At 70.2% G+C, this 25297-nt stretch carries 22 protein-coding genes and 2 pseudogenes; 6 read left to right on the top strand and 18 right to left on the bottom strand.

The window, feature by feature from the left end; all coding sequences use genetic code 11:
* Positions 1 to 466 precede the first annotated feature (466 nt).
* From cphA to AB0M88_RS26310, 4 genes are read right to left on the bottom strand one after another with little or no spacing between them, the layout of a single operon-like run.
* The gene (gene cphA, locus AB0M88_RS26325) at positions 467 to 3208 is read right to left on the bottom strand and encodes a cyanophycin synthetase (RefSeq protein WP_364106636.1); all 2742 of its coding nucleotides are present in this window, start codon (positions 3206 to 3208) and stop codon (positions 467 to 469) included.
* Complete coding sequence (locus AB0M88_RS26320; protein WP_364106634.1) at positions 3205 to 4005, bottom strand: cyanophycinase; 801 nt, start codon at positions 4003 to 4005, stop codon at positions 3205 to 3207. The genes cphA and AB0M88_RS26320 overlap by 4 nt, the downstream gene beginning before the upstream one ends.
* A 52-nt stretch (positions 4006 to 4057) precedes the next feature.
* Positions 4058 to 5629 carry an MFS transporter gene (locus AB0M88_RS26315; RefSeq protein ID WP_364106704.1) on the bottom strand — a complete coding sequence of 524 codons (1572 nt, stop codon included), beginning with the start codon at positions 5627 to 5629 and terminating at the stop codon, positions 4058 to 4060.
* Positions 5626 to 6114 carry a helix-turn-helix domain-containing protein gene (locus AB0M88_RS26310; protein ID WP_364106632.1) on the bottom strand — a complete coding sequence of 163 codons (489 nt, stop codon included), beginning with the start codon at positions 6112 to 6114 and terminating at the stop codon, positions 5626 to 5628. Before AB0M88_RS26310 ends, AB0M88_RS26315 begins: the two co-directional genes overlap by 4 nt.
* Before the next feature lie 55 nt (positions 6115 to 6169).
* Here AB0M88_RS26310 and AB0M88_RS26305 point away from each other — a divergent pair, with 55 nt between their 5' ends.
* The gene (locus AB0M88_RS26305) at positions 6170 to 6685 is read left to right on the top strand and encodes a PaaI family thioesterase (RefSeq protein WP_364106630.1); all 516 of its coding nucleotides are present in this window, start codon (positions 6170 to 6172) and stop codon (positions 6683 to 6685) included.
* A 176-nt stretch (positions 6686 to 6861) separates the two neighbouring features.
* Here the strand turns inward: AB0M88_RS26305 and AB0M88_RS26300 are convergent, their stop codons facing one another.
* On the bottom strand, positions 6862 to 7095 hold the full coding sequence (locus tag AB0M88_RS26300; protein ID WP_364106628.1) for a hypothetical protein: 234 nt from the start codon (positions 7093 to 7095) through the stop codon (positions 6862 to 6864).
* Here AB0M88_RS26300 and AB0M88_RS26295 point away from each other — a divergent pair.
* A pseudogene (locus tag AB0M88_RS26295) lies at positions 7052 to 7351 on the top strand (transposase); the annotation flags it as partial. The gene AB0M88_RS26300 and the pseudogene AB0M88_RS26295 overlap by 44 nt on opposite strands.
* Positions 7352 to 7651: 300 nt before the next feature.
* Here the strand turns inward: AB0M88_RS26295 and AB0M88_RS26290 are convergent.
* Positions 7652 to 8179: an alpha/beta hydrolase gene (locus tag AB0M88_RS26290; protein ID WP_364106626.1), complete on the bottom strand. Its 528-nt coding sequence runs from the start codon at positions 8177 to 8179 to the stop codon at positions 7652 to 7654.
* 77 nt (positions 8180 to 8256) lie between these two features.
* Here AB0M88_RS26290 and AB0M88_RS26285 point away from each other — a divergent pair, with 77 nt between their 5' ends.
* Positions 8257 to 9192, top strand: a complete 936-nt coding sequence (locus AB0M88_RS26285; protein ID WP_364106702.1) for an acyl-ACP desaturase — start codon at positions 8257 to 8259, stop codon at positions 9190 to 9192.
* Here AB0M88_RS26285 and hisS read toward each other — a convergent pair.
* Both hisS and AB0M88_RS26275 read right to left on the bottom strand, forming a co-directional pair.
* Positions 9189 to 10511 (bottom strand): histidine--tRNA ligase, encoded by a 1323-nt coding sequence (gene hisS / locus AB0M88_RS26280; RefSeq protein WP_364106624.1) that lies wholly within the window; start codon positions 10509 to 10511, stop codon positions 9189 to 9191. The genes AB0M88_RS26285 and hisS overlap by 4 nt on opposite strands.
* Before the next feature lie 27 nt (positions 10512 to 10538).
* Positions 10539 to 11237, bottom strand: coding sequence for an MBL fold metallo-hydrolase (locus tag AB0M88_RS26275; RefSeq protein ID WP_364106622.1), 699 nt, complete (start codon positions 11235 to 11237; stop codon positions 10539 to 10541).
* Positions 11238 to 11564: 327 nt separating this feature from the next.
* Between AB0M88_RS26275 and AB0M88_RS26270 the strand changes: the two genes are divergently transcribed.
* Together AB0M88_RS26270 and AB0M88_RS26265 are read left to right on the top strand one after the other, a co-directional pair.
* Positions 11565 to 12425, top strand: a complete 861-nt coding sequence (locus AB0M88_RS26270) for a peptidylprolyl isomerase (protein WP_364106620.1) — start codon at positions 11565 to 11567, stop codon at positions 12423 to 12425.
* 57 nt (positions 12426 to 12482) lie between these two features.
* A complete protein-coding gene (locus AB0M88_RS26265; RefSeq protein WP_364106618.1) occupies positions 12483 to 13325 on the top strand; it encodes a peptidylprolyl isomerase in 843 nt (280 codons plus the stop codon).
* Positions 13326 to 13484: 159 nt separating this feature from the next.
* Here the strand turns inward: AB0M88_RS26265 and AB0M88_RS26260 are convergent, their stop codons facing one another.
* The 8 genes and pseudogenes from AB0M88_RS26260 to ruvC form a co-directional block, all read right to left on the bottom strand.
* Positions 13485 to 15950: a RelA/SpoT family protein gene (locus tag AB0M88_RS26260; RefSeq protein WP_364106700.1), complete on the bottom strand. Its 2466-nt coding sequence runs from the start codon at positions 15948 to 15950 to the stop codon at positions 13485 to 13487.
* Positions 15951 to 16173: 223 nt separating this feature from the next.
* Positions 16174 to 16692, bottom strand: coding sequence for an adenine phosphoribosyltransferase (locus AB0M88_RS26255; protein WP_364106698.1), 519 nt, complete (start codon positions 16690 to 16692; stop codon positions 16174 to 16176).
* A 180-nt stretch (positions 16693 to 16872) separates the two neighbouring features.
* Positions 16873 to 18090, bottom strand: coding sequence for a protein translocase subunit SecF (gene secF / locus AB0M88_RS26250; RefSeq protein WP_364106616.1), 1218 nt, complete (start codon positions 18088 to 18090; stop codon positions 16873 to 16875).
* A gap of 1 nt (position 18091) precedes the next feature.
* On the bottom strand, positions 18092 to 20017 hold the full coding sequence (gene secD / locus AB0M88_RS26245) for a protein translocase subunit SecD (RefSeq protein ID WP_364106614.1): 1926 nt from the start codon (positions 20015 to 20017) through the stop codon (positions 18092 to 18094).
* A gap of 508 nt (positions 20018 to 20525) precedes the next feature.
* Positions 20526 to 20843: pseudogene (gene yajC, locus AB0M88_RS26240) on the bottom strand (preprotein translocase subunit YajC); the annotation flags it as partial.
* A gap of 146 nt (positions 20844 to 20989) precedes the next feature.
* Positions 20990 to 22033 (bottom strand): Holliday junction branch migration DNA helicase RuvB, encoded by a 1044-nt coding sequence (gene ruvB, locus AB0M88_RS26235; RefSeq protein WP_364106612.1) that lies wholly within the window; start codon positions 22031 to 22033, stop codon positions 20990 to 20992.
* Positions 22030 to 22632 (bottom strand): Holliday junction branch migration protein RuvA, encoded by a 603-nt coding sequence (gene ruvA, locus AB0M88_RS26230; protein WP_364106610.1) that lies wholly within the window; start codon positions 22630 to 22632, stop codon positions 22030 to 22032. The genes ruvB and ruvA overlap by 4 nt, the downstream gene beginning before the upstream one ends.
* The gene (gene ruvC / locus AB0M88_RS26225) at positions 22629 to 23204 is read right to left on the bottom strand and encodes a crossover junction endodeoxyribonuclease RuvC (protein WP_364106696.1); all 576 of its coding nucleotides are present in this window, start codon (positions 23202 to 23204) and stop codon (positions 22629 to 22631) included. The genes ruvA and ruvC overlap by 4 nt, the downstream gene beginning before the upstream one ends.
* Positions 23205 to 23307: 103 nt before the next feature.
* Between ruvC and AB0M88_RS26220 the strand changes: the two genes are divergently transcribed.
* Positions 23308 to 23835: a hypothetical protein gene (locus AB0M88_RS26220; RefSeq protein WP_364106608.1), complete on the top strand. Its 528-nt coding sequence runs from the start codon at positions 23308 to 23310 to the stop codon at positions 23833 to 23835.
* Between the two features lie 32 nt (positions 23836 to 23867).
* Here the strand turns inward: AB0M88_RS26220 and AB0M88_RS26215 are convergent, their stop codons facing one another.
* Both AB0M88_RS26215 and AB0M88_RS26210 read right to left on the bottom strand, forming a co-directional pair.
* The gene (locus tag AB0M88_RS26215) at positions 23868 to 24416 is read right to left on the bottom strand and encodes a Uma2 family endonuclease (protein WP_364106606.1); all 549 of its coding nucleotides are present in this window, start codon (positions 24414 to 24416) and stop codon (positions 23868 to 23870) included.
* A 115-nt stretch (positions 24417 to 24531) separates the two neighbouring features.
* Complete coding sequence (locus AB0M88_RS26210) at positions 24532 to 25284, bottom strand: YebC/PmpR family DNA-binding transcriptional regulator (RefSeq protein ID WP_364106604.1); 753 nt, start codon at positions 25282 to 25284, stop codon at positions 24532 to 24534.
* Between the last annotated feature and the right edge of the window lie 13 nt (positions 25285 to 25297).

Genomic DNA, 25297 nt, shown 5'->3' with positions numbered 1-25297 from the left:
CGATCGGGCACTATCACGAGGCGCGAATGCGGGATCTACCAGCGGCTCGTTACACACCGTTCGAGTGACGCAGCCACGTGTGCGCGAGTCGCACAAGCCCCCGAAAGTCGGATCCGTGGTCCATTGACCCCAGTATTTGCCCGTCTACGTCGGACATGCCCGGAACGTCGGAACTTTCGCCCGCGCTGCTTTTCCGGGGACAGCACACGATCTTCGTACGCGCAGTCGCCAATCCGTCACCGATCGGCGGTAATCCCTGGCCAGGGTCGTTGATCGCGTCAACTGTCCACATACGGCAAATGTTGAAGCCTGGACCAGTGCAACCCCCTCTGAACGGCGGGTCCGGTCACCTGAACAGCCGATTCGATGTGCCAAATTTCGAGTACGGCGAGTCACCACCGTTCCGACGCGGAGAATCCGGACCAATCCGGCCCCCATCACCGGCATATCGGTAATGGCCCGCGGATCAGCGGCGAAGCAGGGCGGACGGTGCGCTCCCCAGCAAATCGCGGCCGGGCGACGCCATCGCACCGGGCGCCGGCATCGTCGGCAGGGAATGCACCGGCATCGCACCGGCCGGAACCGCGCCGAGCTCGGCCAGCAATTCCATTAAAGGCGAGATCTTTTCATAAAGAATGAGCACCACGTCGCCCGGCTCGGCCAGCCGCAACGCCTCGCAGACCGCATTCCGGCCGCCCTCGGTCCGCACCGCGCGCAGCTTCGGCCGGCGAGCCCGCATCTCCCTCTCGACCAGCGCCGACACCTCGCCCGGGGCGCGCCCGCGCGGGTCCTCGTCGTCGTAGAGCACGGCCCGAGACACCCCGTCGGCGATCACCTGGGCGCACGCCGCCAGCAGATCGTCGCGCCGGTCGCCGGGCAGGGTCACCGCGGCGACGCAGCGGTCCGGGCCCCACAGCCGGTGCAGGGTGCGCAGGGTGGCCGCGAGCGCGGCCGGGTTGTGCGCGTAGTCGACGAACAGCGACACGTCGCCCAGCCGCAGCAGCGTGGCCCGGCCCGGGTTGCCGGCCGGCGGGTCGAACTCGGCCAGCCGCCGCACCACCTCCTCCTGGCCGGCCCCGAGCGCCCGGGCGGCGGCCATCGCGGCGAGCGCGTTGGCGGCCGCGTGCGGCGCCGCACCCGCGTACGCCCCCGGCAGCTCGGCCACCCGCAACAGCGGGGTCCGCCGCGCCCCGGTCGCCTGCACCAGCCACCCGTCGTGCAGCAGGTACGCCGTACGCCCCTGGGCGAGATGCTCGGTGATCACCGGATGCCGCGCCTCGAGGCCGAACCAGACGATCCGCTTGCGGTCGGCCCGCACCCGGGGCCGCTCGATCAGGTTGCGCACCCACGGGTCGTCGACGTTGAGCACCAGCGTCCCGCCGTCCCGCACCCGCTCGGCGACCAGTGCCTTGACGTGCGCGATGTCGTCGATCGTGTCGAGCCCGTCCTGGCCCAGGTGGTCGGCCGTGATGTTGGTGATCACACCGACGTCCGACCAGTCGTAGCCGAGCCCGCGCCGCAGCAGGCCACCCCGGGCCGTCTCCAGCACCGCCACCTGCACCGCCGGGTCGCCGAGCACCATCTGGGCGGAGATCGGCCCGGTCGCGTCGGCCCGGAAGATCGTGCGCCCGTCGATGCTGACCCCGTCGGTGGTGGTCAGCCCGACCCGCATGCCGGTCTCGCCGAGCAGGTGCGCGGTCAGCCGGGCGACCGTGGTCTTGCCGTTGGTGCCGGTCACCGCGACGGTCGGGATGCGCCCGTCGGAGCCGGAGGGGAACATCGCCCGCACGATCGCGTCGCCCACGTCGTGCGACCGGCCCCGCACCGGGGCGAGGTGCATGCGCAGGCCGGGCACCGCGTTCACCTCGATCACCCCGGCCGAGGTGTCGACGTCGTCGGCGACCGGCGGCAGCGGTTCGCCGATGTCGGGCAGCCGCAGGTCGATGCCCGCGATGTCGAGCCCGACCAGCGCGGTCACCCGCAGGCAGAGGTCGGCGATGTCGGCGTGCACCCGGTCGGTGACGTCGCGGCTGGTCCCGCCGGTCGAGAGGTTGGCGTTGCGGCGCAGCCAGACGACCTCCCCGGAGGCCGGCACCGACGTCAGGCCGAGGCCGGCGACATCCAGCGCCCGGTGGATCGCCTCGTCGACGGAGATCCGGGTCAGCACCCGCGAGTGGCCGGGGCCTCGGCGCGGATCGGCGTTCACCCGCTCGATGAGGTCGGCAACGGTGGCCCGGCCGTCGCCGGTGACGTGGGCGGCGATCCGTTCGGCGGCCGCGACCACCTCGCCCGCCACCACGAGCACCCGGTAGTCGCGGCCGGGCAGCTGACGTTCGACGATCACGTCGCCGCCCGCTTCCCGGAACGCTCTTTCGACGTCGGACGGCGTACGCACATCGAGGGTGACATGCCGGCCCTGCCGGCCCGACCGGGGTTTGACCACCACCGGGCCGCCGATCTCCTCGAACAGCCGCACCGCCTCGTCGGTGGTGACCGCCGCGCCGCCGTCCGGGATCGGCACCCCGGCCTCGGCCAGCAGCCGCCGGGTCACCTGCTTGTCGCCCGCGATGTCGACCGCCACGCCGCTGGTCCGGTCGGTCATCGCGGCCCAGGCCAGCCGCCGCCGGTTGCCCCAGCCCAGGCGGACCAGGCTGAGGTCGCCGCTGCGCTCGACCGGGATGCCCCGGCGGCGGGCCGCCGAGATGATCGCCCGCGTGCTGGGGCCGGCCGCCTCGCGTTCCGCGCGGGCGGCCAGAGATTCGAGACCGGTCAATTCAAAGGATCCGCAAACGGTGCCGGTGACCAGGTCGACCGCCATCTGCAGCAGCCGGCGGGGAACGAGGGAGTCGGGCGCCTCGTCGAGCGGGCATTCGAGGATCACGTCGTAGTAGCCGGGCTCACCGGCCGAAACGGTGCGCCCGAAGCTGACGTCCCGGCCGATCAACTGGGAGAGCTCGATGCTGACGTGCTCGGTGACGTGCCCGAAGTAGGTGCCGTTGCGCAGCCGGCTGACGAAGCCGCCCGGCGCCCCGGCCGCACAGTGGTGCTCGGCCAGCCCGGGCAGGGTCCGCAGCAACCGCTCGGTGAAGCCGGGCAGGTCGGAGGTCTCGCGGCCGGTCAGCTCGTCGAGCCAGAGCCGGCCGACGACCGCGGGCCGGGAGAGATAGACGTTCGGGCCGCGCAGGCGGCGCAGGGTTTCGATCCTCATGCGGCTGGTCCCCGTTCTGCGACGGGCGCGTCGACGACCGGCCGGCGACCCGTGAGATGAAAGGTGTGCCCGGCGGGCAGCACGTGGATCCGGGCGCCGACCAGGGCGATCGGCCCCTGTTCGGGCACCCGGATGTCCTGCGCGGCGCCGGCGTCGACCACCGTGACCGCGCCGCTGCCCAGCACCTCGAAGCGGTCTCCGTCGGTGAGGATCGCGGTGTCCTCGTCGATGCCGAGGCCGAGCTCGTGCGGATAGAGGGCGACCGCGCTGAGCAGGCGGTTCACCCGGCCGCGCTCGGCGAAGTGCTGGTCGATCAGCACGCCGGGGAGGAACTCGAGCCCGGGCCCGGTGCGTACGCTCGCCCGGCTCACCCCGCGCCCGTCGCCCTCGACGATCATCGTGCCGCTCATCATGGCCGCGCCCGCGCTGGTGCCGGCGAGCACCACGGTTCCGGCCGCGACCAGGGACTGGAGGATCGAGTCGGTGGCCGTCCCGCCGATCACGGTGGTGATCCGCTCCTGGTCGCCCCCGGTGAAGAAGACGCCGGTGGCCTCGCGCAGCACCGGTTCGACGCCCGGGGCGTTGGCGTCGGCCCGGGCGGCGATGCGCAGGGCCCGCACCCGGCCGGCACCGAGCGCGGCGAACGCGTCGGAATGCTCGGCCTCGACGGCGTCGGGGGCCGTGCTGGCGGTCGCGATCACCACGATCCGCGCAGCGGCTCCCCCGGCCAGCTCGACGAATCGACCCAGGAGGCCCGGCCCGGCCGCACCTCCGATGATCAATAACCGGCTCGACACCGCACCTCCCCAGATATCCTGAGGTTAATCGGAACAAATACGAAACATCTGCCTAATCCGCATAGTCGGCCGGCAGCAGATGGGACACTTCGGCCGGGCCGCGGGCCAGCTTCTCCGCCTTCTCCTCGGCCTGCTCGTCGCTGCCGGTCAGCCGCCCCTCGTGCTGCCGCAGGTGCTCCTCCCAGGTCGGCACCTGATAGACCTCGACGAACTTCCCCGGCTCCGCCCCGTCGCGGAACAGACCCCAGCGGGTCGCCCCGGTGCGCAGCCGCGAACCCCGCACCGCCTTCATCGCCTCGGTGAACGCCTCGTGGTTCTCCTCCGCCACCTGATAGACCGCGGTGACCAGCACCGGGCCCTCGTCGAGGTGCGGCTGGAGCATCAGATGCGGCTCGGCCCAGTAGACCGCCGGGCTCCGGTCGGCGCCGTCCCCGTCGTGCACCGGCAGCCAGATCACGGTGACCGTGCCGGCGAGCATCGCCGCCGCCGCGATCAGGTACGTCGTGCGCAGGCCGGTCCACTCGGTCACCTGCCCCCAGAGGAAGGCCCCCACCGCCTGGCTACCCGCGAACACCACCTGATAGAGCCCGAACCCGCGGGCCCGCACCCAGTTGGGCAGGAACAGCTGGAGCGACGCGTTCATCCGGGACACCTGCGTCATCCAGGCCAGCCCGGCCGCGACCAGCGCCGGAGTCACCACATAGCGGTCGGGCACGAGAGCGACCACGATCAGCGCGCCGCCGTAGATCAGGCCGGCCGCCACGACGAGCTGATTCGCGGTGAGCAGTTCCCGCACCCGCGGCATCAGCAGAGCGCCCGCGATCGCGCCGACACCCAGCGCGGCCAGCAGGATGCCGTAGCCGCTCGCTCCCATCCCCAGCTCCTGGTGGGCGACCAGGGGCAGCAGACCCCAGATCACGCTGCCCGGGAGCACGAACAGCGCGACCCGCAGGAGCAGGCCGCGGACGACCGGCGAGTAACGCGCGTACCGCTCCCCGGCCCGCAAAGCGGGCCCGAACCGCTCGGCGTGAGTGGCCCCGGTCCGCGGCGGCCGCCGCCAGAGAAGCAGAGCCGCGGCGAAGACCGCGAAGGAGACCGCGTTGAGCCCGAACACCGCGGCCGACCCGATGTGCGCGACCAGCAGGCCGGCCACCGCCGGGCCGGCCGAACGGGCCAGGTTGGTGTTGACCGCGCCGAGCGCCGACGCCGACGGCAGCTCGTCCCGCGGCACGATCTCGGGAATCACCGCCTGCCAGGTCGGCAGGGTCAGCGCCTGACCGACGCCGAGGAGGAACGTGAAGATCAGCAGCAGCCCCGGCGGCATCCGGTCGAGCGCGGTCAGCACGGTCAGCGCGGTGCCCGCCCCGAGCAGCATGACCTGCACCGTCAGCAGCAGCCGCCGCCGGTCGAAGGTGTCGGCCAGCGTGCCCGACGGCAGCGCGAGCAGCAGCACCGGCAGCGTGGTCGCGGTCTGCACCAGGCTCACCCAGCGGGCGGCGTCGTTCTCGTGGACGACCAGCCACTGCGCGCCCACGGTCTGCATCCAGGTGCCGACGTTGCTGGCGAGCACGGCGATCCAGAGCATCCGGAAGACCGGCGCCCGCAGCGGCGCCCACGGACTCAGTTGACGCGGCGGCGTGCTCCCGGACCCGGGCGGGGCGCCAGCTCCCGATAGTCGGTCACCGCTTGCCCGTCCTCGCATCGCACCTCCAAGTGCACCGGCTCTTCGTCGACCCGGTGCACGAACTGGAGCGGCGGACCGCCGGGGTCGGCCAGATGGCGGTTGCCCCACTCGGTGACCGCGATCAGCACGGGATAGAGGTCGAGTCCCATCTTCGTCAGCCGGTATTCGTGGCGCACGCGGGCCCCCGGCGACTGATAGGGCTCGCGCCGCAGCACGCCGTGCTCGACCAGGGTATTCAGGCGATTCGCCAGCACCTGCCGGGGGATCTGGGTGCGCACCCGCATATCGTCGAACCGCCGGATGCCGTTGAACACCTCCCGCAGCACGACCATGGTCCACTTCTCGCCCAGAATCTCCATCGCCCGGCCGAGCGTGCAGTGCTCGACCGACCAGTCCAGGGCTTCGAGGTCCGCAGTGGCATGCATGACAGTGAGGCTAAGTCTCATTGACAGACTCAGCAAGCGGTGACAGCCTGCGTCCATGACGCAGACTCAGGAAGACGTGCGCACCCGCACCTTCACCTGGACCGACCCCGCGACCCACGCCGGCCTGGTCGGCGTCCGCCCCGGCCTCGAGATGCTGCAGGCCCTGGCCGCGGGCGAGATCCCCCCGCCCCCGATCATGAAACTGATCGACATGGCCGAGTTCATCGCCGAAGAGGGCAGCGTCACGGTCCGCCTGGACCCGCAGGAGTTCCACTACAACCCCCTCGGCTCAATGCACGGCGGCATCATCTCCACCCTGCTCGACACCGCCTGCGGCTGCTCCGTCCACACCCTGCTGCCGGCCGGCGTCGGCTACACCAGCCTCGACCTCACCGTAAAATTCCTGCGCCCGGTCACCCTCGCCTCCGGCCGCCTGACCTGCACCGGCTCCGTCCTCCAGCGCGGCCGCCGCACCGCCCTCGCCGAGGCCCGCCTGACCGACGCCCAGGGCCGCCTGGCCGCCCACGCGACAAGCACCTGCATGATCTTCGAAATCCCCAAAACCCTTTAACCGTACGGATTCCCCACCGGTCCCGTGCTTTGCGGCCAACCCGGGCGGCCCCCTCACGGCCGCCCCCGGCCGCCGGCCCGGCGGCCCGCCTTCCAGCTACCGCGCCCAACCCGCCGTCCACCCGTCCTGAGCCACGCCCAAAGCCCGCTCGCTGTTGGTTGTCCCCGGCCCGGGGACTACTCGATCGCCAGGCTCGGTGCACTGATCACCCTTGTCGTCGGAATGATCTGGGGCGGCGCCAGCGGACCCGGCGGTGCCAGCGGACCGCCGATAGGGACCCGGCCGCCCTGTGCGCGGGCCAGGTCTGTTCGTAGCGGGGATGCCGGCAGTCCGACGCTGTGACCGGCGACCGAGCCGTAGCGGTAGGTGAGCCAGGCTGGCAAGGCATGCACGAGGAACGACGTCTTCATCGCTCTGGACATCGGTAAGGAAGGCCATCACGCGGTCGCACCAGCCCCGGACGGCGGCACAGCGGCACGGCGACACGCTGCCGAGCACCGAGGCCGGCCCGCGGAAACTTGTTCGAGAGGCTGGCGCGGCCGGGCCGGGTCCTGATGGTGGTCGATCGGGCGGCCTCGGTCGGCGCGCTTCCGGTCGCTATTGCCCGGGCGGGCGAGCGGCCAGCAGGTGACCTACCTGCCCGGTCCGGTCATGCGCCGCCTCGCCAGTCCCCCGCCGATCGGGCGCCAGCATCCGCGGCGGGCATCCGCCCAAACAGTCCCAACGCGCGTTCGCGGCCCTGGCCCGCCCACTCAGCCGCGCCTGCTACGACCGCAAAAGGGCCCGGGCAAGAAATACAACGCCCCCTCATCCGCGTCGCCCGACGCCCAAAAAGCACAAACGCCAGAAAAGCCCCGCCTCGCAACTCACCAAACCAAACCAAGCCAAACCAAACCCCACCCGTTCTGGGTGGGGTCGATTATGGCCACCGGGTCTGACAATTTCGAGCCGTTGTCCACCGCTCCGTCAGAAGGCGTCGAGGAACTCCTCGATCGCCGTGCCGATCAGGCCCAGCACGTCGGTGTAGTTGCTCAGCCGGCCCGGCACCCGCAGATTGTGGTCGCCGTCGGGGATCACGATCACTGTCTTGCCGGTCGCCGCCGCCACCTCGGGCACCCAGAACTTGTCGGCCGTCCCGCCGATCAGCAGGGTCGGCGCGGTGGCCGCCGTGATCGCCTCGGCGATCGTCGCCTCGGTGAGCAGCGGCGTCAGCCAGATCGCCGGCAGCTGACGCTCGGCGGCGAGCACCGCCGCGAACGAGCCCAGCGACTTTCCGATGAGCACCGGCCGGTCGCTCGGCGAGCGTTCCATCGCCGAAATCACATGTGCCCGGACGAACGGCTCGGCCTGCCCGCTGCGGACCAGGCCGTAGGGCACACTCCAGCTGACCGCCTCCACCGGCGCCCGGCGGTCGCGCAGCGCGTGGTCGGCCAGGTCGAGCAGCGGTCCCTGGACGGTGTACATGCCACCCGGCACCAGAATTCCGGCGAGCATCGGGACACCCTAGCGAAGTGCGGCCGGCCGGGAAGCTACGGTAACGTAGGTTACGCAACCGTAGGGAGTTGATCGCCGTGCCCCTGGACCCGACCGCGCTGCTCATCGAGCTCGAGCCCGTGGTGGCCACCAACCTCGACCGCCACCTGTCGCTGGCCAAGGAGTGGTTCCCCCACGAATACGTTCCGTGGAGTGAGGGCCGCACCTATGACGGCGTGCTCGGTGGCGAGGCCTGGCAGGAGAGCGACGCGAAGCTGCCCGACGTCGCGCGCACCGCGCTGATCGTCAACCTGCTCACCGAGGACAACCTGCCCTCCTACCATCACGAGATCGCGACCCTGTTCGGCCGCGACGGGGCGTGGGGCAACTGGGTGCACCGGTGGACGGCCGAGGAGGGCCGGCACGGCATCGCGATCCGCGACTACCTGACCGTCACCCGCGCGGTCGACCCGATCGAGCTCGAGCGCGCCCGGATGGAGCACATGTCGGCCGGCTTCACCAACGGCCACCCCGACGAGGCGATGCACTCGATCGCGTACGTCGCTTTCCAGGAGCTCGCGACCCGCATCTCGCACCGCAACACCGGCCGGGCCACCGGCGATCCGATCGCCGAGCAGTTGCTGGCCCGGGTCGCGGCCGACGAAAACCTGCACATGGTGTTCTATCGGAACCTGCTCGCGGCGGCCTTCGACCTCGACCCGGACGGCGCGATGCAGGCCGTCACCGACGTGGTGGGCGGCTTCGAGATGCCGGGCGCCAACATCGAGGGCTTCGGCCGCAAGGCGCTGTCGATCGCGCTGGCCGGCATCTACGACCTGCGCCAGCACCGCGACGAGGTGCTCCAGCCGGTGCTCCGCCAGTGGAACGTGTTCGGCCGCACCGACCTGACCGGCGAGGGCGAGAAGGCCCGCGAGCAGCTCGCGGCGCACATGGACGAACTGGAATCCCAGGCCGCCCGTTTCGAGGAGCGCCGCGAGGCCCGCCGGCTGAGGCAAGAGGCCAAAAAGGCCTAAGCGGCGCTGATCACCGGGTGCCGGTCGGCGTCCGGCGGCGACCAGGTCGCCGCGTCGGCGTCGGCCTGGTCACCCGAGCGGATGTCCTTGACCGAGTCGGGTTCGCCGTCGGCGCCCGGGAACCAGACGTACGGGATCCCGCGCTGGTCGGCGAACTTGATCTGCTTGCCGAACTTGGCCGCGGTCGGCGCGACCTCGGTCGGGATGCCGCGCTTGCGCAACTGCCCGGCGATCCGGTCGCACTCGGCCCGCCGCTCGTCGGCCGGCAGCGCCACCACGACACAGGTCGGCACCGGGCGGGAGGCGGTCAGCGCGTTCTGCCCGAAGAGCAGGCCGAGCAGCCGGGAGACGCCGATCGAGATGCCGACGCCGGGGAACCGCTGGTTGCCGGCGGACGCCAGGTTTTCGTAGCGGCCGCCCGAGGTGATCGAGCCGAACCGCTCGTAGCCCTCGAGCTGGGTCTCGTAGACGGTGCCGGTGTAGTAGTCGAGCCCGCGGGCGATCTTCAGCTCGGCGGTGACCAGGCCGGGGGCGTGCTCGCGGGCCGCCTCGACGACCTGCACCAGCTCGTCGAGGCCCTCGTCGAGCAGGGGGTCGGTCACGCCGAGCTTGCGGACGGCGTCGACGAACGAGGCGTCCTCGGACGAGATCGCGGCCAGTTCGAGGCACGCGTCGGCCTGGGCCCGGGTGGCGCCGGCGGTCTCGACCAGTTGCTCGGCGACGCGGGCCGGGCCGATTTTGTCGAGCTTGTCGACCGTACGGAGAACCTGATCGGTATCGGCAAGGCCGAGCCCGCGGTAAAAGCCTTCGCAGACCTTCCGGTTGTTGACCTGGATGCGGACCCGCGGGATCGGCAGGCCGCCCAGCGCGTCCCCGATGATCAGCGGCATCTCGGTGTCGAAGTGGAACGGCAGGCTGTCGCGGTTGACCACGTCGATGTCGGCCTGGATGAACTCGCGGTAGCGGCCCTCCTGCGGCCGTTCGCCCCGCCACACCTTCTGGATCTGGTAGCGCCGGAACGGGAACTGCAGCTTGCCCGCGTTTTCCAGCACGTAGCGGGCGAACGGCACGGTCAGGTCGAAGTGCAGCCCGAGCTGGTCGTCGGAGGCCGGCGCGCCGGGGTCTTCCTGCAGGCGGCGCAGAAGGTAGACCTCTTTGGACGTCTCGCCCTTGGAGAGCAGGGTGTCGAGCGGCTCGACCGCCCGGGTCTCGATCGAGGCGAAACCGTACAGTTCGAAGGTGGTGCGGATGCGGTCGAGGAAGAACTGCTCGATCTGGCGCTGCGCGGGCAGCCACTCAGGAAAGCCGGAAATCGGCACTGCGTTTTCTCCTTGCAAAAAGATTATTCAGAGACCACGGCCGGGCGCGGCGACCAGTTCCCGCAGGTACGGGTTCGAGGCGCGCTCACGGCCGATGGTGGTGGCCGGTCCGTGGCCGGGCAGGACGACGGTGTCGTCGGCCAGCGGCAGGATCTTGTCCCGCAGGCTGGTCAGCATCGTCTCGGTGCTGCCGCCCGGCAGGTCGGTGCGACCGATGGAGCCGGCGAAGAGCACGTCACCGGAGAGGCAGATCTGGTCTGCGTCCCACTCGGACCGCGCGCCGGGCACCCGGAAGAGCACCGACCCGCCGGTATGGCCCGGTGCGTGGTCGACGGTGATCTCGAGGCCGGCCAGGGTCATCGTGGCCCCGTCGGTCAGCTCGGCGACGTCGTCGGGCTCGGTGTAGGTCAGCCGCCCGCCGAAGAGCTGCTCGACGCTCGCGCCGAGCCCGAGAGCGGGGTTGGCGAGCATCTCGCGGTCGGCCGGGTGCACATAGGCCGTGACACCGCGGGCGCCGCAGACCGGCGCGACCGAGAAGGTGTGATCGAAGTGCCCGTGGGTCAGCAGGACGGCGGCCGGGAACAGCCGGTGCTGCTCGAGCACCTCGTCGAGCTGGTCGAGCACGCCCACGCCGGGATCGATGATCAGGCACTGCTCGCCCGGACCCGCGGCCACCACATAGCAGTTGGTGTCGAAGGCCTCGGCCGGAAAGCCGGTCACGAGCACTTGCCGTCTCCTGTTCGCGGGCGCTCTCGGGTGGAACCCAAGGGCGTTCTCGGGTCGCAGCCAAGCCTACTTGAGGGGTTCGGACAACCCGTTATTGGTCGAGCAATCAGATTACGAGATTGCATCGATAATGACGGCAAACGATCTCCGGGCTCCCAGCAGAAACCCAGCATGCTCCTATCCTGGCTTCACACGAGGCGGATATCGTCCCGCGATGAGACGCCACGCCAACCTCGCCATCCTCTTTTCCATCCAGTGGCCGTACACTCTTGCGGGCGTGTGGCGTACCGCACCTCTTGACATGAGTTTGAGGAAGGAAAGCGTTCGGTGGCATCCAGCAAGGACCGGCAGCGCAAGCTGGCGCGGGCGAAGCTCGATCGGCAGATGGCGCGCCGGGCTGCTAGTGAGCGCCGTCGTCGACGCATCCTGGCCGGACTCGGTGCGGTGGTCGCGGTCATCGTGATCGCCGTCGGTGGCGCGTGGATCGGTGGCGCCTTCGACAGCAAGAAGACCGACACCACGGCCGAGGACATCTGCACGTGGACGCCGCAGAGCGCCTCGAGCAACACCTCCCTCAAGGAGGTCGGCACGCCTCCGACCAAGGGCATCGCGACCAGCGGCACCGAGGCGATGACGATCGGCACCAACCAGGGTGAGCCGATCGTCGTCAGCCTCGACGTGACCGATGCGCCGTGCAGCTCCGAGAGCCTGAAATACCTGGCCGGCAAGAAGTTCTACGACAACACCGACTGCCACGAGATCACCGCCGAGGGCGCGGTCCGCTGCGGCGACCCGTCCGGCACCGGCCAGGGCGGCCCGACCTACAGCATCTACAGCGAAAACCTGCCGTCCGCGCCGGACGCCTCGGCCGGGCCGTCGCCCGCCCCGAGCGCTGCCGCCGGGCAGGCTCCGCTCTATCCGAAGGGCACGGTGGCGTTGATCGGCGACCCGCCGGGCACCAACGGCAGCCAGTTCCTGATCTTCTTCAAGGACTTCAGTCCGGCCACCCCGGAATACCCGATCGTCGGCACGGTGACCAGCGGCCTCGACACGGTCACCAAGATGAGCAAGATCCCGACCGTGGCCAACGCCACCGGCGACAAGGTCAAGCCCTCGAAGAAGATCACCATCACCAGCCTGACCGTCGCCGACCCCGGCGCGGCCCCGGCGGCGAGCGCCGACTCCTAGTTCCATCCATAGCCGAGTGACTGTCAACGCCGGATAAACAGCAGCAGGAGGAACACCGTGTCGTCGATCAAAGACCGGCAGCGCGCGGCGGCGCGGGCCCGTCTCGAGAAGGAGATGGCCGAGCGCTCAGCGGCCGCCCGCAAGCGCAAGCAGCGCAACGCGATCATCGGTTCGGCGATCGGGGTGGTGATCGTGGTCGTCGCCGCGGGCCTGATCGTGACGAAGCTCCAGCACGACGACAAGAAGAAGCCCAGCGCCGCGTCCGGCAAGCCGCCGGCGGGCACGGTCTCCTGCACGTGGACGCCGGCCGACCCGAGCACCGGTGGCAAGGTCAAGGACGTCGGCACGCCGCCGACCACGGCGCCCAACGTCGGCACCGAGGTGATGACGCTCAACACCAACCTCGGCAAGATCGAGGCGACGATCGACCTCACCAAGGCGCCCTGCACCGGGGCCAGCTTCGCCTTCCTCGCGGCCAAGAAGTTCCTCGACGGCAGCAAGTGCCACCGCATGGTCAACCAGCCCGGCTTCCAGGTGCTGCAGTGCGGTGACCCGTTCGCCAAGGGCAAGGGCTACCGCGAGAGCGACGGCACCGGCGGCCCGAGTTACACGATGGCCGAGGAAAATCTGCCGACCGACGCCAACAACCCCTACCCGGCCGGCTCGATCGCGATGGCCAACACCGGCCAGCCCAACAGCACGGGCAGCCAGTTCTTCATCTGCACCGCCGACACCAAGCTGCCGGCCAGCTACACCCTGCTCGGCAAGATCACCACGGGCCTCAACATCGCCCAGCAAGTGATCAAGGCGGGCGACGACGAGGCCTTCAAGGCCCAGGCCGGCGGCGGTCACCCGAAGAAGGAACTCGACATCACCACGATGACGGTCGCCGCTTCCTGACCTGCCTCAACCGACCTGCCAGAACAGAGCGAAAGGGCGGGCCTCCTCACGGAGGACCCGCCCTTTTCCCGTTTCCGGGGTGACGGCCGGGCGCCCGGGTCGCGGTTTCCTCGCGTACGCCCGGAAGCAGCGCGAGTGGCGCACCCGGCGTGCCCCTTCTCAGGCCCCCGACGTGACCCGGTAGGCGTCGAAGACGCCGTCGACCTTGCGGACCGCGGCGACCAGGTGACCGAGGTGCTTGGGGTCGGCCATCTCGAACGTGAAGCGGCTGACCGCCACCCGGTCGCGGGTCGTGGTGACCGTCGCCGAGAGGATGTTGACCCGCTCCTCGGAGAGCACCCGGGTGACATCGGCCAGCAGCTTGTGCCGGTCGAGCGCCTCGACCTGGATGGCGACCAGGAACGTCGACGCGGACGTCGGCTTCCAGGTCACCTCGACCATGCGCTCGGTCTGATCGCGCAGGTCCTCGGCGTTGGCGCAGTCTTCCCGGTGCACGCTGACGCCGCCCGAGCGGGTCACGAAGCCGAACACCGCGTCACCCGGCACCGGGGTGCAGCAGCGGGCCAGCTTGACCCAGACGTCGCTGACGCCCTTGACCACCACGCCCGGATCCTGCGCGGTGCTGCGGTTGCGCGGCGGACGGGTCGCGACCGCGGTCTCCGCGATGTCCTCGACCGCGCCCTCCTCGCCGCCGAACCCGGCGACGAGCTTCTGCACGACCGAGGGCGCCGAGACCGTGCTCTCGCCGATCGCGGCATAGAGCGAGGCCACGTCGGCCAGGTGCAGGTCGCGGGCGATCGTCGTGAGGTTTTCGTTGGTCAGCATGCGCTGCAGGGGCAGGCCCTGCTTGCGCATCGCCTTGACGATCGCCTCCTTGCCGATCTCGATCGCTTCCTCGCGCCGCTCCTTGTTGAAGTACTGCCGGATCTTGGTGCGGGCGCGCGGGCTCTTGACGAAGCCCAGCCAGTCCTGCGTCGGGCCGGCCGTCTGCGACTTCGACGTGAAGATCTCGATCACGTCGCCGTTGGACAGCGTCGACTCCAGCGGCACCAGCTTGCCGTTGACCCGGGCGCCGATGCACTTGTGCCCGACCTCGGTGTGCACCGCGTAGGCGAAGTCGACCGGGGTCGAGCCCGTCGGCAGCGGGATCACGTCGCCCTTGGGCGTGAAGACGTAGACCTCCTGGCTCGACAGGTCGAACCGCAGGGCGTCGAGGAACTCCGACGGGTCGCTCGCCTCGCGCTGCCAGTCGAGCAGCTGCCGCAGCCAGGTCATCTCGTCGATGTGAGCCGGCGGGCCGACGATCGTCGCGCCCTTCTGCTCCTTGTATTTCCAGTGGGCGGCGATGCCGAACTCGGCCGTGCGGTGCATCGCGAACGTGCGGATCTGCATCTCGACCGGCTTGCCGGTCGGGCCGATGACCGTCGTGTGCAACGACTGGTACATGTTGAACTTCGGCATCGCGATGTAGTCCTTGAACCGGCCGGGCACCGGCTGCCAGTTCGCGTGGATGACGCCGAGCGCGGCATAGCAGTCGCGAACCGTGTCGACCAGGATGCGCACACCGACCAGGTCGTAGATGTCGTTGAAGTCGCGGCCCCGCACGATCATCTTTTGGTAGATCGAGTAGAGGTGCTTCGGGCGTCCGGTCGTCTCCGCCTTGATCTTGGCCGACTTCAGGTCGAGCGAGACCCGGTTGGTGACCTGGCGCAGCAGCGCCTCCCGCTGCGGCTGGTGCTCGCCGATCAGGCGGTTGATCTCCTCGAACCGCTTCGGGAACAGCGTGCCGAACGCGAGGTCCTCGAGCTCCCACTTGATCGTGTTCATACCGAGGCGGTGGGCCAGCGGAGCCAGGATCTCCAGCGTCTCCTTCGCCTTCTGCTCCTGCTTGGCCCGCGGGAGGAAGGTCAGGGTGCGCATGTTGTGCAGGCGGTCGGCCAGCTTGATGACCAGCACGCGCGGGTCCTTGGCCATCGCCACGACCATCTTGCGGATCGTCTCGGCCTTGGCCGCGTCGCCCAGCTTGACCCGGTCGAGCTTGGTCACGCCGTCGACCAGCAGCGACACCTCGGGACCGAAGTCGTTCTTCATCTGGTCGAGCGAGTAGTCGGTGTCCTCGATCGTGTCGTGCAGCAGGGCCGCCACCAGGGTGGTCGTGTCCATGCCGAGGTTGGCCAGGATCGTCGCGACGGCCAGCGGATGGGTGATGTAGGGGTCGCCGGACTTGCGGTATTGCCCCGAGTGCCAGCGGGCGGCCACGTCGAACGCCTTCTGCAGGGCGCGCACGTCGGCCTTGGGATGACTGGCCCGATGGGTCGCGATCAGCGGCTCGAGAACCTCGCTGACCTGCGTGCTCTGCCAGGGCGCGTTGAACCGCGCGAGCCGGGCGCGCACCCGGCGGCCGGTCGGCGCGGCAGCCAGCCCGCCGAAGGCGCCACTCGGCTCGTCGGCCGACGGCATCGGCTGGGTCACCTCGGGGTCGGCCGGCGGCACGGCCGGACGCGGCCCGACGGTGGTCACCTCGGCGCCGGCCGGCTGGACAGCAGAATCCGGCACAGCGGAGACTTCCGCCGCTGTGTTGTCGGTCGGATGCACCGTGCCCTCCGAGATCGGACCCTCTGACACCGGGACCGTGCCCTCCGCAAAGGGGGCGACGTCGCTGGACACCGGCCTCCTCACACCTTCGCCAGAGACCTCACCGGTCGTCGACGGCCGGAGAAGTCCACTTCTCCCAGGATTGCTCACCTGACTAGAAACGCCATCGTACCCGCCCGCGCTTCCCGCATGGCCCGGCCGAACCTGAAGAAAGTGCGACTCACCTGCACGAGGAGCAGTCACCGACCACGATCTACACGGTCAGGAGGGCGTGCACTTCCCGCGGGGCCAGCCGCTCGCGGCCCTTGAGGAACGCCAGCTCCATCAGCACCGTGAACCCCGCCAGCGTGCCGCCCGCCTGCTCGACCAGGTCGATGGCGGCGCTCGCGGTGCCGCCGGTGGCCAGCACGTCGTCGACGACCAGGACGCGCTGTCCGGCCACGAACGCGTCGCGGTGCACCTCGAGGGTGGCCTCGCCGTATTCCAAGGCGTAGGAGGCCGAATAGGCCGCCCGGGGCAGCTTCCCGGCCTTGCGCACCGGCACCACGCCGGTGCCGGTCGCGTAGGCGACCCCGGCGGCGACCACGAACCCGCGGGCCTCGACCCCGGCCACCACGTCGAACGTGCCCGCGCCGTAGTGCTCGACGATGCCGTCGACCACCGCGCGGAACGCCTTGCCGTCGCCGAACAGCGGCATCAGGTCCTTGAACATGACGCCGGGCTGGGGAAAATCGGGCACGTCGATGGTGCCGGCGGCGACCACCGCGGCCAGTTCGGGCCCGCTGTCGCCGGTCGGCCGGTCACTGGTCGGCCGGTCACTGGTCGGCCCGTCGCCGGTCGCCGGGTCACCGGTCGCCGAACGCGTCTCATCCGTCACGGCGGTCAGCCTAGCGAGAACGCGACGGCCCGCCACCCCGGGTGGGCGGCGGGCCGTCGAAGGCACAGCGGGTGATCAGTGGCGCTTGCCGCCGCCCCCGGGGCGGTTGGTCGAGCCGCCGGGACGGCCGCCCCGGTTGGTGTTGCGCTTGGCCGCCGGCCGGGCACCCGGCCGCGGGGCTCCAGTGGCAGTGGGGGCGGCCGCGCTTCCGGACGACGCCAGAGCCGGCACGTCGGAGTCGGTCGCGTTGGCGTCGCGGGTGCGCTCGCCGCGCGGTGCGACGTCGCTCGAACGGGCCGCGCGCCGGGCCAGCACCCGCGCGTTGTGCGCCTTGATCTTCGGGTCGCTGTCCTTGAGCGCGGTCAGCGTCGGCGCCGCGAACATGATCGACGAGATGACCCCGAAGCCCATGCCGACGAAGAGCACCAGACCGAGGTCCTTCAGCGTGCCCGCGTGGAGCAGGCCGGCACCGATGAACAGCAGGCCGCCGACCGGCAGGAGCGCCACCAGGCCGGTGTTGAGCGACCGCATCAGCGTCTGGTTGACCGCCAGGTTGGCCGCCTCGCTGTAGGTGCGGACACTGCCCGCGGTGATGCCGCGGGTGTTCTCCTGCACCTTGTCGAAGACCACCACCACGTCATAGAGCGAGTAACCGAGGATCGTCAGGAAGCCGATCACCGTGGACGGTGAGACCTCGAAACCGACCAGCGAATAGACACCGGCCGTGAGAATCAGGTCGAGTAACAGCGACGAGAGCGCGGCCACCGCCATCCGCCACTCGAACCGGATGACCAGATAGGCCATCACCAGCACCAGGAACACGACCAGGCCGATGATCGCCTGCCGGGTCACCTGGCCGCCCCAGGCCGCCGACACCTGGTTGTCACTGACCTGGGACGCCGGAACCCCGAGATCGGCCACCAGCTTGGTCTTGGCCTGCTCGGCCTCGGCCGCGGTCATCGCCTCGGCGTTGATCGTCCACTGTTCCTTGCCGCCCGAGCCGACCTTCTGGGCCGCCTGGACGTCGTTGCCCGGGACGACCGAGTGGATCGCCTTGGTGACCTCGTTCTGCGCGTCCACCTGGTTCAGCGTCTGGGTCGCGGTCTTGGCCGGGATGCTGAACGAGGTGCCGCCGGCGAACTCGATGCCGAGGCTGAAACCGCGGATCGCGATGCTGCCGACCGCGATCACCACGAGCGCCGCGGCGACGATGAACCACGTCTTCCGCCGGCCGACGATGTTGACGTTCGCCTCGCCCGCGTACAGGCGGGCGGCGAGACCGGAGCTGGCCATGTCAGGCCTCCTTGACGTCGGTCTGGGCGCGGCGCAGGACGCGGCCGAGGCCGCTGACCCGCGGCGAGAGGAACGCCCGGGTGTTCGCGAACATGGTCATGATCGGGTGCCGGAAGAGGAACACCACGATCAGGTCGAGGATCGTGGCCAGCCCCAGCGCGAACGCGAAGCCCTGCACGGCGCCGATCGACACGATGTAGAGCACCACGGCCGCCATGATGGTGATCGTGTTGGCCGAGATGATCGTGCGCCGGGCCCGGGCCCAGGCCCGTGGCACCGCACTGCGTGGGCTGCGACCCTCGTGGATCTCGTCCTTCAGACGTTCGAAATAGATGACGAACGAGTCGGCGGCGACACCGAGCGACACGATGAAACCGGCGATGCCGGCCAGGCTGAGCGTGAAGCCGATCGAACGGCCGAGCACGATCAGGGCGCCGAAGGTGAGCAGACCCGAGAGGATCAGGCTCAGGAAGATCACCGAGCCGAGCAGGCGGTAGTAGAAGAACGCGTAGATCGCGACGAGCGCCATGCCGATCGCGGCCGCCAGCAGACCGGCCTGCAACTGCTGGATGCCGAGCGTCGCGGACACCGTCTCGGCCGGGCCGGCGTCGAAGGTGACCGGGATCGCGCCGAACTTCAGCTTGTCGGCCAGGTCCTTCGCCGACGTCGCGGTGAACTGGCCGGTGATCTGCGAGGTGCCGGTCAGCACGCCCTGGATCTGCGGGGCCGACACGATCGTCTTGTCGAGCACCACCGCGACCGCGCAGTGGTCGACCTGGCCGTACATCGCGGTGGCCGCGGTGAAGCAGGGGTCGGTGCTGGTCGCGTTGAACGCGGTCTTGGTCAGCGCGGCCCACTTGGTCGAGCCTTCGCTCTTGAAGTCGAGCGAGACCACCCACTGGGACGACTGCTGGTCGAAGGCCGGGCTGGCCTTGTCGATGTCGTCACCGACCACCGGCGCCTTGTCGAGCAGGATCTTGCCGCCGTTGTAGCAGGTGACGACCTCGGTCTTGGCGTCGTCGATCGCGCCGTTGGGCCGGTTGTCGAGCTGAGTGCAGCCGATCGTCGGCACGGCGTACTGCATCTGCGCGCTGAGCGCGGCCACTTCCTTACCCGAGAGCGTGGCGAAGTTCTTGTACGCCAGGCCGGCCTGGGGGTTGGCGCTCAGGTCGACCGGTGCGGTCAGCTTGCTCGCGGCCGCCCACTCCTGGGCGCCGACCTTCTGCTCGACCTGCTCCCGGGTCACCGGCGTGTTGCTCGTCGCCGTCTCGTCGCCGGCCGACGGGGTCGGTGTGGCGTCGGCCGGGGCGGAGGCGCTGGAGCCGGTCGAGGGGGTCGTGCTCGGCGCGGGCGCCTTGACGACCTCACCGCCACCCTGTCCGCCGGACGACGCCGAAGCGCCGACCTTCGGCGCGGTCGCGCCGGCCGGCGCACTCGCTCCGGACGATGGAGCGGTGCTCGGTACGGCACCCGAGGCGGGGGCACTCGGGGTCGCGGTCGAGGGGTGCAGCGCTTGCTGAGCCACGTCGCCGGTCGCGCCGATCACCAGCCGGAAGCGCATCTGCGCGGCCTGAGCGAGGTCCTTGAGCTGGTCTTCGGCGTGGCCGGCGAGGGAGACCACGATGTCGCGGTCACCCTGGATGACGACCGAGGCCTCGGAGACGCCGAGGGCATCGACCCGGTTCTGGATGATGTTCCGGGCCTGCTCCATGCTGTCCTTCGCCGGCGCCTTGCCGGCCTGCGAGGCGACGTACGTCGCCTGCGTGCCGCCGACCAGGTCGAGGCCGAGCTTGGGGTGCAGGCGCTCGGCGAAACTGCCCTTCGCGCCGCTGCCGAAGAAGACGAACAGATAGAGGACGACGAAGATCAGGCCGAGCACGCCGAGTTGCCGTCCGGGATGCGGTTGTCCCTGTGGTGGTCGTGCCACGGCTTTCGGTCTCCCTGTTGTTGCGGCCGATGGGGACGGCCTGGGTGTTACGCCGCTGGGGGCGGCCTATTTGGTGCGTTGCGGCCGCTGCGGGCGGCTTGGTGCCTTTGCCTTGCGGCCGCTGCGGGCGGCCTTGGTACTTGTCCGGCCGCCGCGGGCGGCTGGTGTCTTGCGGCCGCGGGCGGCCTTTTTACTCGTCCGGCCGCTGCGGGCGGCCTTGGTACTTGTCCGGCCGCTGCGGCGGCGTTGGAGCGCGGTCTGGTCGCCGGGCTGCGGCCGGACGAACCGGCCCGTCGGCGAGTGCGCCGCGGGCCGGTCCGGAAAGCTGTTGTCAGTCCTTTTTACGCGCGTCGGCGACCGGGCTGTCGACCGGCTCCTCGACCGCGGGCTTGACGACGGGGTCAGCAGTCGGGTCGGCGGGCACGACCGGCTCCGTCGCCGAGGTGGCGACGGGCTCGGTGGCCGTCTCGGCGACAGGCTCGTCGGCGGCGGGCTCGTCGACGGGCTCGTCGGCGACCGCGGTGTCGGCGGCGTCACTCTCGGGGAGCCGGCGCGCGATGGCCGCCCGAGCGAACTGCACCACCACACCCGGGGCGATCTCGACCGAAGCGACGTCGCCCTCGATCTCCACGATCGTCGCGTGCAGGCCGCCGATCGTGACGATCCGGTCGCCGACACCGATCGAGTTCTGCATCTGCATGGCCTCGCGGCGGCGCTTGGTCTGCGGGCGGATCATCAGGAAATAGACGACGCCGAAGATCAGGACCAGGAAGATGACGGTGGTGATGCCGTTTCCTCCGCCCGATGCGGCTGCTGCCTGAAACACGAGAAAGCCTTCCGTAGGCCGCCGGCGCGGCTGGTCCGCGCGCGTCGGGGCGACATAAACATCCCGGTTGGAACGGCGGCGAGTCTAATCGGTCAACCTGGGAAGTCCGAATGCGGCACACATCACGTTCGCATTACGAGCGGATTTCATACGTCCCGCGCAAACAGGTCGCCCTGAAACACCCCGGAACGCCCGTCGGCCGGCGGTGTCTTGCCGAGATGCGCCCAGCCGGCCTCGGTCGCGACGCGGCCCCGCGGGGTGCGGGCGAGCAGGCCGGCGCGCACCAGGAACGGCTCGCAGACCTCCTCGACGGTGTCGGACTGTTCACCGACCGCGACCGCCAGGGTGGACAAACCGACCGGACCACCACGGAACGACTCGATCAGCGCCCGCAGTACGGCCCGGTCGAGTCGATCGAGTCCGAGAGCGTCCACGTCGTACACCTTGAGGGCCTCGCCCGCGGTCTCCTCGTTGACCACCCCGTCGGCCCGCACCTCGGCGTAGTCACGCACCCGGCGCAGCAGCCGGTTGGCGATGCGGGGCGTGCCCCGCGAGCGCCCGGCGATCTCCGCCGCGCCCGCGTCGGTGATCGGCACCCCGAGGATCCGGGCCGAACGGTGCAGCAGCGCGTCGAGGTCGGCCGGCGAATAGAAGTCGAGATGGGCGACGAAGCCGAACCGGTCACGCATCGGCCCGGAGAGCAGGCCGGCCCGCGTCGTGGCGCCGACCAGCGTGAACGGCTCCACATCGAGCGGGATCGCGGTCGCGCCCGGGCCCTTGCCGACGATCACGTCGACCCGGAAGTCTTCCATCGCGCTGTAGAGCAGTTCCTCGGCCGGCTTGGCGATCCGGTGGATCTCGTCGATGAAGAGCACGTCGCCCGGGCCGAGGCTGGTCAGGATCGCCGCCAGGTCACCCGACCGCTCGATCACCGGGCCGCTCGTGGTGCGGATGGCCGTGCCCAGCTCGGCCGCGACGATGTTGGCCAGGGTGGTCTTGCCGAGGCCGGGCGGACCCGAGAGCAGGATGTGGTCGGGCGGGGCACCGCGGCCCATCGCACCCTTGAGCAGCAGCTCGAGCTGGTCGCGCACGCGGTGCTGGGCGATGAAGTCGGCGAGCCGGCGCGGCCGGACGCTGGCCTCGGCGTCGAGGTCCTCGTCGTCGGCGTCGGGCGAGACCAGGTCGCTCATCGCGTCTTGCCCAGCAGCCGGATCGCCTGGCGCAGCAGCACCGGAACCGGCGGGACCTCGCCGTCGACCGACTCGGCGACCGCGGCGAGCGCCTGCTCGGCCTGGGCGGGCGTCCAGCCGAGCGCCAGCACACCCTGCCGCACCTGCTCCTGCCAGGCGCCATTGAGGACACCGCCCGGGCCGCCGTCGCCGATCGGCAGCGGACCGATGCGGTCGCGCAGCTCGATCACCAGCTTCTCGGCGCCCTTCTTGCCGATGCCGGGCACCCGGGTCAGCGTCGCCAGGTCGCCGCCGGCGATCGCCCGGCGCACCACGTCGGGCTGGTGCACCGCGAGAATCGCCTGGGCCAGCCGCGGGCCGACCCCGCTGGCCGTCTGCAGCAGCTCGAACAGCTGCTTCTCGTCGTCGTCGGCGAAGCCGTAGAGGGTCAGCGAGTCTTCCCGCACGACCATGCTGGTGGCCAGCCGGGCCTCGGCGCCGGTGCGCAACCCGGCCAGCGTGGCCGGCGCGCACTGCACCTGCAGGCCGACGCCGCCGACCTCGATCACGGCGCTGTCGGGGGCGATGGCGGCGACCAGGCCGCGCACGCTGGCGATCATCTGGGTGTTCCTCCCCGGCTGTTGCGGGCGGCCGGCACCTTGCGCACCGCGGCCGCCTTCCGCGCCGCGGCGACGGCGGCGGCCTGGATGCGGGCGCGGGTGCCGCCGCGCCAGATGTGGCAGATGGCGAGCGCCAGCGCGTCGGCCGCGTCGGCCGGACGGGGCGGCTCGTCGAGCTGGAGCAGCCGGGTCACCATGCCGGTCACCTGGGCCTTGCCGGCCGTGCCGGAGCCGGTGACGGCGGCCTTGACCTCGCTCGGGGTGTACGTCTGCACGGGCAGCCCGGCCCGCGCCCCGGCCAGGATGGCGACGCCGCTGGCCTGCGCGGTGCCCATCACCGTCCGCACGTTGTGCTGGGAAAACACGCGCTCGACGGCCACGCTCTCGGGCTTGTGCTCGGCGACCAGGTCACCCAGCGAACGGTCGAGGTGGAGCAGCCGCAGGGCGATGTCGTCGTCGGGCTCGGTATAGACCACGTAGTAGCCGACGAGCTTGCACGGACGGCCGGGAACACCCTCGACGACCCCGACACCGCACCGGGTGAGCCCGGGGTCGATGCCGAGCACGCGCACCACGGACCTCCCCTGTTTCACGTACGTGTGTTCGACACCCTAATACGCCCCGGCCTTGCGCCCCGCACCGACACGCCTCGACGATGGGTCCGGGAGGGTAGCGATGTACCTCATTGCTCCGATGGAAGAGGAACCGCCGGCGGCGTACATCAGCTTCGTGACCACCCACCTGGGTGAGTTACGCCGGGAGACCAGCCGTCTGGTCGGCGGTGACGCCGAAGGCGCACACCTCTACATGGACGTGCTCGCCGACCTGGCCGGCCACTGGCGGCGGCTCGGCCTGCGGGCCCGCCTGGGGCGGAGCGACGCGCGCGAACTCTATCTGCATCGCCGGATGACGACCCGCGCCCGGCACTGGCGCGACGACCAGATCTACGAGGTCGACACGCGGGTCCTGCCCGCCCCGGTCTTCACGCCGGCCGGCCCGGCCGCCAGCCTGGCGCTGCGCAAGGCGGCGGTGCTGCCGGGCACGGCCCGCGGCGGGCTGGTCGCGCTGGCCGACGCCGAGATCGCGTGGGTCCAGGCCTACCGCCGGCAGTACTGGCACCGCGTCGGCCGCACGGCGGCCGCCATCGTGATCGTGCTCGGCACCTTCATCCAGATCATGTCCTGGATCTCCACGCCGTCCTGAAAAGCACATCGACAGCGGACATTACGGAATCACTACCGCGCCCGATACTCCGCTTCCAGCTCGGACAGCCGCACCGTCCGCTGCCGCTCATAGACCGGCTTATCCACAGAGAGCGTCAGGAGATGGACGACAGCGTCGTCGTGCACACGGTCGGGCGTGCGGTCGGCGATCCAGTATTCCGGGATGCCGCGCTCCGCATACCACGTGGACTTCGCAGTGTATTCACCGTTGGGCGTGTTTTCCGAGACGACCTCGATAACCAACTGATACGCCGAACCGGGCAAGTTGGAATAGTCAGCCAAATCGGGCGGAAGGGTAGTCACTACTCCGACGTCGGGAAGCCGGGTGTCTCGAGGCAGGTCTCCCAGCACTCCAGGATCCTGGAACGCCCGGAGGCCAGCTGCGCGCAGCATGAAGTAGAGCCGACCCGCGATCTCCTTATGCCAAAAGGTGGACGGGGTCATGATGACGAGGTTTCCCCCGTGCAGTTCATAGCGATACCCCTCAGGCAAGGAGTTGAGATCGTCGACGTCGAGCGTCTCGATGGGTGGCAGATAGAGACCGTCCATAACGGCAGGCACCCCCTTACTCTACTGTGCACTCGACTAGATGTCGCTAGTCATCTAGCGCCATGCTCCCAGAAAAACGAAGGACGAGGCGCCGAAGCGCCTCGTCCAGCATGTCACCGCCCGTCGGTCACGCGTCAATAGCGGCCATGACCTCGTCGGAGACATCGAAGTTGGCGTAGATGTTCTGGACGTCGTCGCAGTCTTCGAGGGCGTCGATGAGCTTGAAGACCTTGCGCGCCGCGTCCTCGTCGACCGGGACGGTCATGGTCGGCACCAGGGAGGACTCGGCCGAGTCGTATTCGATGCCGGCGTCCTGCAGGGCCGTGCGGACCGGCACCAGGTCGGTCGGCTCGCTGACGATCTCGAAGGTGTCGCCCAGGTCGTTGATCTCCTCGGCGCCGGCGTCGAGCGAGGCCAGCATGATGTCGTCCTCGCTGAGCGCCGCCTTGGGGACGAGCACCACGCCCTTGCGGTTGAACAGGTAGGACACGCTGCCGGCGTCGGCGAACGTGCCGCCGTTGCGGGTCAGGGCCGTGCGTACCTCGGTGGCGGCGCGGTTGCGGTTGTCGGTGAGGCACTCGATCAGCAGCGCGACGCCGTTCGGGCCATACCCCTCATACATGATCGTCTGCCAGTCGGCGCCGCCCGCCTCGAGGCCGGAGCCGCGCTTGACCGCGTTGTTGATGTTGTCGTTGGGGACCGAGCTCTTCTTCGCCTTCTGGATAGCGTCGTACAGCGTCGGGTTGCCGCTCGGGTCTCCGCCCCCGGTGCGCGCCGCCACCTCGATGTTCTTGATGAGCTTGGCGAACATCTTGCCGCGCTTGGCGTCGACGACGGCCTTCTTGTGCTTGGTCGTCGCCCACTTGGAGTGGCCGGACATGCAAAACCTCCGA

It is taken from the genome of Actinoplanes sp. NPDC051411, assembly GCF_040682075.1.
GTDB lineage: Bacteria > Actinomycetota > Actinomycetes > Mycobacteriales > Micromonosporaceae > Actinoplanes.
The sequence above is the reverse complement of the archived record's forward strand: the minus strand, read 5'-3'. Positions and strand labels throughout refer to the sequence as shown.